The sequence below is a fragment of the Chloroflexota bacterium genome, assembly GCA_034717495.1.
In the GTDB taxonomy this organism is placed as follows: domain Bacteria; phylum Chloroflexota; class Anaerolineae; order JAAEKA01; family JAAEKA01; genus JAYELL01.
The window spans coordinates 1-9,616 of the sequence record JAYELL010000090.1 but is presented as its reverse complement, the minus strand read 5'-3'; the positions used below and the strand labels follow the sequence as shown (position 1 = coordinate 9,616).

Annotated in this window: 3 protein-coding genes; all 3 read left to right on the top strand. The window is 60.9% G+C overall.

What is annotated here, in order from left to right:
• Nucleotides 1–245: 245 nt before the first annotated feature.
• The gene (locus U9R25_16100) at nt 246–953 is read left to right on the top strand and encodes a hypothetical protein (GenBank protein ID MEA3337422.1); all 708 of its coding nucleotides are present in this window, start codon (nt 246–248) and stop codon (nt 951–953) included.
• Between the two features lie 476 nt (nt 954–1,429).
• Complete coding sequence (locus tag U9R25_16095) at nt 1,430–6,136, top strand: S8 family serine peptidase (GenBank protein MEA3337421.1); 4,707 nt, start codon at nt 1,430–1,432, stop codon at nt 6,134–6,136.
• Between the two features lie 488 nt (nt 6,137–6,624).
• The coding region (locus U9R25_16090) for an immune inhibitor A (protein MEA3337420.1) at nt 6,625–9,616 on the top strand (2,992 nt) is incomplete at its 3' end.

Here is a 9,616-nt window from a genome sequence, read left to right as displayed (position 1 = left end):
GCCCTTCGCGCTTCGAGGCCTTCGTGTCCCTTCGCGCCTTCGTGGTCCAAACCCTCCCCGCGTCTCCCCATCCCCGCGTCCCCGTGTCGCCGCGTCTCCGTGTCCTCCGTGCCCTTCGTGGTCCAAACCCTCCCCGCGTCCCCGCGTCCCCGCGCCCCAAACGCCTAATGGAAAAATATCACAACCCGCGGTATAATCCCCCAATCGCGTCATTCATTCACACCCTCAAATCAGGAGTACCTCTCATGAGCACCGTCGCCGACCTCTGGAATCTGCAGACAACCGATCTGGCAGTGGCTGCTGTCAAACAGCGCATTGGCGAAATCCAGGATCAGCTGGGAGAAACCGCTGAACTTCGCGAGGCACGCCAGGAGGTAGCCCAGAGCGAGTCGGAACTGACGGCCTGGCGCAAAAAGCAACAATCGCTGGAAAACGAAGTCCAGGATTTTTCATCCCGCATTGAGACGGCTGAGCGGGACCTCATGAGCGGTCGAGTTCGCAATCCCAAGGAGCTCGAGGGCATGGAGGCCAACGTCGCGGCGCTGAAACGCAGGCGCAGCGCCCTTGAGGATGACATCCTGGAGGCCATGGACCAAGTCGAAACTTGCCGGGAGCAACTGGCGCTGGATAGCGAACTTCTGGCCGAGATTGAAACATCCTGGAACGGGGCCCAAGCGGACCTCACCGACGAGCTCACCCAAAAGGCCGGCGAGCTGAAACAGTTAGCCGAACAATTGAACAAACAATGGGCTGCCATTTCCCCGGATGATCAGGCCCTCTACCGCCAGCTGCGAGGACAGAAAGGTGGGCGCGCCGTGGCTGTGATGCAGCACAACTCCTGCCAGGCCTGTGGCGTGAGTCTAGCGACGGGGAACGTGCAACAAGTGCGGGCACGCAACGAAAGAGTCTTCTGCCCTACCTGTGGCCGCCTGTTGCACTACCAAACGCACTAATTGGCAAGGGTGACCCATTGACAATTGATCGTTGACAATTAACCATTGACCATTGTTCCCCATTGTTCCATTTTGTTCAGCCGCATCATTTCTGGTATAATCATCCTTGTCTTGTTCCTCCAATCGCAAATGGTTGCCAGGCTGTCCGCACAGCTGGCGCCGTTGCTCATCATAGACAGCAGTACCAGAAACGGCCGACATTGTGCACCAGCATCGACACCTCACCGCAAGCCAATCACCCCCACAGTTGTTCACCCATTCACGTGCCTCCAACAGAGTCCCGTGAACCGGTCATCGTGCCGGCAATCGGTGATCGTTAAGAACTGCACGAGTTTCAGGCGCCGGTTAGCTTTGAGATATTGATCCGAAGGAAAGGAGCAAAGTGCCTATAACCCTCGATCCGTGAAGAAACCATTTCTACCAACGTTTGAATGGATCCACATTTTTTGAAACGCAAGATAAAGGAGAATTTTAAGGTGAACGGAAAAACAAGTCGAATCCTTGTGCTGCTAATGGTCGTCGCCATGTTGGTGACAGCCGCTCTACCCGCAGCGGCAGCACCGGCAACTGCCGACCAGGCACCCGAGTTTACAAAGGCAACCGCCCAGGCCGTTGATCGGACCGGCGTGGTTGTCGAGCCCAAGGGGGCAACCGGTCCGGCTCTTTACATCGTCGAGCTGACCGATGCCCCGCTGGCCACCTATCGCGGTGGCGTCGAGGGATTGGCAGCGACCAGCACGGCAGTAACGGGCGACGAAAAGCTCAACTCCCGCTCCAGCTCCAGCGAGGCCTACATCGCCTATCTGGAAGGCCAGCAGAGCCAGGCCCTGGATCGTGCCAGCAATGTACTGGGCCGTCCGGTTGAAGCGGTCTACCAGTACGTGGCCGTGGCCAACGGCTTCACCATTGAGATGACCCCGGCCGAGGCCGCCAAAGTAGCCGCTATGCCTGATGTGCTGCGCGTCACCCGCGACCGCGAGTTCGAACTGCAGACCGATGCCGGCCCCGCCTGGATTCAGGCCCCTGGCATCTGGGATGGCAGCATGACCGGTGGCCTTCCTGCCACCTACGGCGAGGGCGTCATCGTCGGCGTTATCGACACCGGCATCGACCCCTGGAACCCCTCCTTCGCCGATGTGGGTGGTGATGGCTACGATCACACCAACCCCTGGGGCGATAGCAACTACGTGGGCGTCTGTGATCCCGGTGATCCCAGCTACGACCCCACATTCCCCTGCAACGACAAGCTGATCGGCGCCTGGGGCTACAGCTCAGTCAACGGAGGCGATCCCCGCGACAGTAACGGCCATGGTTCCCACACCAGCAGCACGGCGGCCGGCAACTTTGTGATGGATGCGACGCTCACCACCCCCACCGGCTCCTGGTCGGCGGATATTTCCGGCGTGGCTCCCCACGCCAACCTGGTCATGTACGCGGCCTGCTGCACCGGTAGTGCGCTCACAGGCGCCCGCGACCAGGTGGTCCTGGACGGCGTCGACGCCGTCAATTACTCCATCGGTGCAGGTGCTGCCACCACCGATCCCTGGAACGATACCTTCGCTCAACAGTGGCTGGCCGTGCGCGAGGCTGGAATCTTCGTGGCTACCTCGGCTGGCAACGCCGGCCCTGGCGATGCCACCGTTGGTTCGCCCGGCGACATGCCCTGGCTCACCACCGTGGGTGCCAGCAGCCACAACCGTGCCTTCCTGAACTCCATCACCCTGGACGACGGCGCGAACCCAACCATTACCCTGGACGGTATGTCCATCAGCACCGGCTATGGTCCCGCAGAAGTGGTTCTGTCGGCGGACTTCGTGGTACCTCCGGCCACCGCTGACGATGCCCGACTTTGTGCGCCCAACGCCTTCCCGGCCGGCACCTTCAGTGGCCAGATCGTGGTCTGCGAGCGCGGCGCCTACGGCCGCGTTGCCAAGGGTCAGAGTGTGTTGGATGGCGGCGCAGGTGGCTACATCCTGGCCCAGCCCAACGAGTTTGGCGGCGGCCCCGGCGCCGTGGCTCAAGACACCCATGTACTTCCTGCAGTGCACATCGACTACTACGCATACCAGGCCCTGCTGGCCTACCTGGCCGCAGCCCCTGGCGATGTCATGGGTACCATTTCTGGTGCCGCACAGGACATGGACGACGCCTATGGCAACGTCATGGCCTCCTTCAGCTCCCGCGGCCAGAACCGCAACTGGTTCAGCGACCTGATCGTGCCCAACGTCACGGCCCCCGGCCGCGGCATCTGGGCAGCCTATCACCAGGGTGACGGCGGCGATGGCGACTACACCTACAACATCATCCAGGGTACCTCCATGTCCAGCCCCCACGTGGCTGGCGCTGGCGCCCTCATGGTCGCCCTGCATCCCGACTGGAGCCCGGCCGAGATCGAATCCGCTCTGATGAGCACCGCCGACACCGCCGTGCTCAACGACGATGGCATGAACCCGGCCACCTGGTTCGCCCAGGGCTCCGGCAACGTGCAACTGGGCTATGCCGCACAGGCAGGCCTGATACTCGACGTGACAACCGACGAGTTCATGGCCAGCGATCCCCGCGAGGGCGGCGATCCGCGCGATCTTAACCTGGCCAGCCTGAGCAACGCCACCTGTGTGAGCGAATGCTCCTGGACCCGCACCTTCCAAAACCCCACCGGCATGGCTATGACCTACAATGCCAGCCTGGACCTGGACGGTGGCCTGGCCGGTACGGTCACCCCCGACAACTTTGCCGTCGATCCTGGCGCCAGCGTTGACGTAACCGTTACTGTCGATGTCAGCGGCGTTGCAGCGGACCAGTGGTACTTCGGCATACTGGACCTGACCCCCGTGACCGAGGCGGCCCCGGCCCAGCACCTGACCATCGCCGTGCAGCCAACCACCGGCGACATCCCTGAACTGGTGGAAATCGTCACCGGGCGCGATGCCGGCTCCAAGCTGCTGTCCGATCTGACCTCAATCCCGATCAGCGATATGACCATCGAGGTCTTTGGCCTGGCTCTCGGCTCGGAATACAATTTCGAACTCGATCAGGATCCCACCAACGGCGATCCCTACGATAACCTGGACGACGTCTGGTGGATGGCCTTCGACGTTCCGGCAGGAAGCAGCCGCATGGTGGCCGAGGTAGTCGAGTCGGCAGCACCTGATGCCGACCTCTTCTGGGGCACCGGCGACACGCCCGGTGCCGGCACCCAGACAGGCGCCAGCACCACCGGCTCCTGGAACGAATACCTGAGCGAGGACGATCCGACGCCCGGCACCTACTGGGTCCTGGTACAGAACTGGGGCGGCTCCGACAGCCAGCCCGACGCCATTTCCCTGGTCCTGGCCGTTGTCGACGGCGACGCCGGCAACATGTGGGTGGATGGCCCTGCTTCGGTAGGCGCCCTCGAGCCCTTCGACCTGACCCTCTACTACGACGAGGACATGGAAGCCGGCCAGTACTGGTACGGAGCCTTCACCATCGGCACCGATCCCGGCAACCCCGGCAACGTGGGCCGTGTGGACGTGAACCTGCAGCGCATCGGCGACGACGTGACCAAGATGGCGGACGTTGAAACCGCCGCACCTGGAGACACCGTCACCTATACCATCTACGTCCAGCCCAATAGCGGCAACGTCGACCTGAGCTACTCCCTGACCGATACCATACCGGCGGGCATGAGCTATGTCGACGGCTCGGCCACGGCCAACTTCGGCGACGTCATGGTGGATGGCAACCAGCTAACCTGGACCGGCGTCATGGCCGTTCCCACTATAGCCTACAATATGACCACCAGCGCGGACGATCCCATGTGCGACACTCCCTTCGGCGGTTATGTAAACCTCGAAGACTTTGGAATCCTGACCCAGGACGGCATCACCGGCGATACCGAAGTATGGGCCGCTTTCTCCACTGGTGATCCGATCTCCTTCTTCGGCATGGAATATTCCGGAATGGGCTTCACCGACGATGGCTTCGCCATTTTCGACCCGGGCAGCAACTACGCCGGCTCCCCCTGGATCTCCCAGACTATCCCCGACGCCGATGCGCCTAACAACCTGTTGGCGATCAACTGGCAGGACTTCGAGATCTTCTACGATGAGGCGCTGAACCATGGCGTATCCCTGGCCACGGCCGGTACGCCTGGTGGTGTCGTACTCGTCGAGTACGATGACATCCAGTTCTGGGGCGGCAGCGCGGACACCTTCGACTTCGAGGTCATCGTGGCTCGCGCTGCAGACAACGCGCCAGGCGTTTACGAGATCGTCTACGCTTATGACAATCTCAACGGCTCCCTGGCTGGCCCGCTGACCATCGGCATCGAGAATGCCGCTGGTGACAATGCTGTGGCCCTGGTCAACAACGGCAGTGCAGAGGGTGTCATCAGCGATGGCTTCATGGTCTGCTTCGACCAGGTCGCTGCTGGTGTCGAGCCTGCCATGATCACCTACCAGGCCACGGTGGACGGCGGCGTGCCCAGCGGCACTGAGCTGACCAACAACGTGGTTCATGTCACCGATGCCCCCGGCAGCATGCCGGCGGTTACCAGTGACACCGTTTTGGTCGACTACGACGAACCCGACATCATGCGCTCCCGCCGCTACGACCTGATGATGGACACCTTCATCGACGGCTCGCGGCCGGACGAGATCTTCGGCAATGCCGGCACCTTCTGGGTTGGCTACCAGGACTTGATGCGGCCCGTCGTGTGGACTGAAATCCCGGTCTGTGACGATATCCACACCTGCATCCCCAGCGATGCAGCGGTCGATGTCGCCTACCTTTACATCTTCGTGAAGGAAGGCCGCGGCTTCGCCAACTGGAACCAGTCCAAGATCGAGGAAGTCTCTGTCCACGCGGTGCTCAGCCCGTGGGATGAGGCTACAACCAACTGGCTACTGCCGTGGACGAGCCCTGGTGGCGACATCGGGCCGGCTATGGACGGTATCCACCTGGGCAGTGGCAAGGTCGGCACCTGGATGCGCTTCGACATCACCGACCACGTAGCTCAGATCGTCAACAGCGGCGCCGATAACTATGGCTTCGCCCTGACCTCCAGCGACCCCGGTTGGGGCAATGCGCCCGAGGCTATCGGCGGCGTACGCTTTGGCTTTGCCGCCCGCGAGTACTGGGACCCGAGCAAGATTGGCTACGTCCGCGTGATGTACCGCACCGACCGGGCTCCCGTCGAATAGATGTAGTTCCCAAAATGAGCGACCCTGTCAGCCGGCATCGTCCGGTTTGACAGCGTCGCCAATCGTTGAACGAAAGAGGCAAGGGTTGTTTTTTGATGACCTTTGCCTCTTTTTTTGCCTATTACAGTCTATTCAGATTCACCCTGCCGGGTAAAAACACCTTGACAAAGCGGATGTGCCCGGCTATAATCAGGATGCGAGTACAAACACATCGGTTCCGGTGGACTTCAGCCCCACAAAAATGTCCACCACAAGGTAGCAGTCCCGCTTGAGGCACCATCAGCCTCTCGATCAATCCAAGGCCATTCCTGGTCGCTGATTCTCGCAGAACTAATATTTCCGTCGACGAAGTATGGAGTCCCTGAAAACGGTGACATGAAACACTCATCGCCATGAGGGGGTGTTTATCGAACTACACCGCTTGACCGATCGACGATTTCTCAGTACTCAGCAACGCTTGACACGTCTGTTTCCACAAGGAGGACTTTATGAAAAGCGCGGAATTACTCGGCAGACCATTGGCAGTCATTCTGATCCTATCGCTGCTGCTCGCGGCTGTCTTACCCGCAGCTGCCCTGGCACGTGATGAGATCGGTGATGACCTCATCGTCAATAGCGGCCCGGCGCTGTGGCAGCAAGGAGAGGCTCCAGCCTACGTTCCCGTGGCGCGCGACCTGGGCGACATGTGGCGCAGCGTCCGAATGCCGCCCGCCCCAACCGTAGCGGAGTTGCTCCGGGAGAGAGGGCGCATTTCCCTGGACGCCTCACCCGAGGAAATCGAAGCGACGGTAAGTGCCTGGTACAAGAAGGCGTTGAAAGACACCTACATCGGACCCGATCCCCTGGCCTACCGCAACCTGATGGCCCGGGAAAAGGCGATCCTTGACAGGAACGCAGCCCCGGAGGATTGGCAGCTCCCTACGCCGCCCAAAAGCCTCATGGCTGTGACAGTGAGATTTGACGGCACAGATACCATTACCCGACCCTATCCCGATTCTGGCGATCCCGGTGGTGCCTGTGTAGATACCGAATTCACCTGGGGTCCCCTGAACTTCGGCGACGACCCGCCACCGGGACCGCGTGACAACTTCGAGTTCTTCAAGCAGAACTTCACACTCGAGGAGTATGAAGAGGCTTTCTTCGGCGAGGGCCCTGACGCCGGTTACCAGCCCTTTGACCATCCCGTGTTGGGCACCGTCGATCTGCGCGGCTCGACCCTGCAGAACTACCTGCTGGAGAGCTCGCGTGAGCTGGAGTACCGCGCTGGCGGCGCTGTTTTGCAGACCACGGTTGCGCTTGACCACTCCCACGAGTACTATGGCTATGCACGCTACAGCGACGATGGCGGCGCTGGTCCCTGCGCCTCGCCCACCTTCAGCGACGCCAACTACCGCGAGTTTGCACCCGACGTGGCCGCAGCTATCAGGGACCAACTGGGCGATTCCCTGGATTGCAGCCAGTTCGATGCTGACGGCGACCACATCGTGGATCTTTTCGTGATGATCCACGCTGGCCGCGCCTTCCAGAATGGCGGCGGCGAGGACCGCCTGAGCACCAGCAGTTCCTCCCTCTTCCCCGACACTGAACAGATCTGCGGCCACAGTACACCCGACGATGAAAGCGACGATTATTTCGTCCAGGGCTTCAACGTTGATCCCGAACAATTGGACGTGGGCGCCATCCAGGAGGAGTTCGAGCACCAATTCGGTCTTCCGGACCTGTACGCTACGGATGCCAGCAATTCCAACGCCTGGTGGGGTGCCCATTCAGCCGGCGTCTGGGGCGGTATCCTGGGCGGTACCCGACCTGTCGGCCACAACCTCTGGCAGGACTACGTGCTGGGTTGGCGTGATCCGCTGGTTATCAACTACGAAGATCCAGAGCTGGAAGTAACGATTGGTCGAGCCCGTTACGCGCCAGGAGGAACCGAAGACGGCCTGATCGTCATGCTGCCCGACAAGCTCACACAGGTCGAGAACCTGGCCGGTGAGGGCATTGGCTGGTGGTCCACCTCCGGCGACCTCATGGACAACACCGTGACCCGAGAATGGGATCTCAGCGGAGCCACAGGCCAGGTCATCTTCTCCTTCGACGCCTACTGGGACATCGAGGAAGACTGGGATTACGGCTTCATCGAGGTTTCGACGGATGGCGAGAACTGGACCACTTTACCCGATATGGATGGTATCCTGCGCGATACCAATCCCAATGGCAACAACCTTGGCTGGGGATTGACTGATCACGGCGAGGGTAACCTGCGTTTCGACATCAGCTCATACGCGGGCGAAAGCATGGTCTACACACGTTTCCGCTATCTGACCGATCCGGCTGTGTCCAATCCCGGCTGGTGGGTAGACAACATCTCGGTAGACGATGACAGCGGCAACCTCTACTTCAACGATCTGGAGACTGACTTCAGTGACTGGACTGTGGCTGGCTGGACCGTGGTGCCCTTCGAGCAGATCGACGAGCAATACTATCTGTTCGAGTGGCGCGACGACAATGGCTTCGACGAGTCGCTGAACGACGCCTACAACTTCTACTACAACGATCCCGAAGAAGGCATCGTAGACCGTCTACCTTACACCACGCCCGGCATGACGGTCAGCTACCGAGACACGGGCAAGGATTTCGACTACGAGATCGGCAGCGATCTCGGCGACTCGCCCAGCTACGGCCCCAAGCATGGCCTGATCGTGATCGAGTCCCACAATTGGCCCAAGCGCTTCGATACCTTGTTTGATAGCCAAAACGGTGGTTGGGTTGGCCCGACACCCAGTGGGCGCGCATTGCCCGGCGATGGCGCCTTCGGCCACACCCCCACCAACGAGTGGACCGCCCACCTGGGTTACGACTACGATGCCGGCCAGTATGTGGATCCACCCATCGAGGAGAAGACCTGGCCCAGCGAAGCACCGGTCACGGCCTTCCATGACTCCATGGGTTACTATCCTGGCTTCTTCTATCCAGGCGAGGGCGACTACGTTTACCTCAATGACGACGATGCCAGTGCCGCCGTGCCCGCCCAAGGTGACTACACCACGAGAGTTACGTGGCCGGATGGCACCCCCTTTGAGGCACTCTATGGTGTGCCCATCGGCCCAGCCGGCCTTGGTACCGGTAACCCGGGTGACAGCAATGTGCAGTGGGGTGTCCACGTGGAGGTCCTTGAACAGTCGGAGGAACAGGCCACGATCCGCTTCTGGAACTCGATGTACGAATTCGATGGTGGGATCACCCAGACGCCCAGCACGAATCCTGTGGTCCAGGGCTCCTTCATCGACGTCGACGTCACCGCCACCAACATCGGCAGCCCGATCGACGCTTTCATGGTCGTACCGATCGATCCTGACACCGAGTATGTCATGGGCAGCGCCTACGGTGGCGCCACGCCGCTGACCTCCGCCGCTGCCATGCAAATGGGCATGGAGCGAGGCCTGCAAAGCCTGATCGACCTGGCTGGCGACGGCGATCCCGACG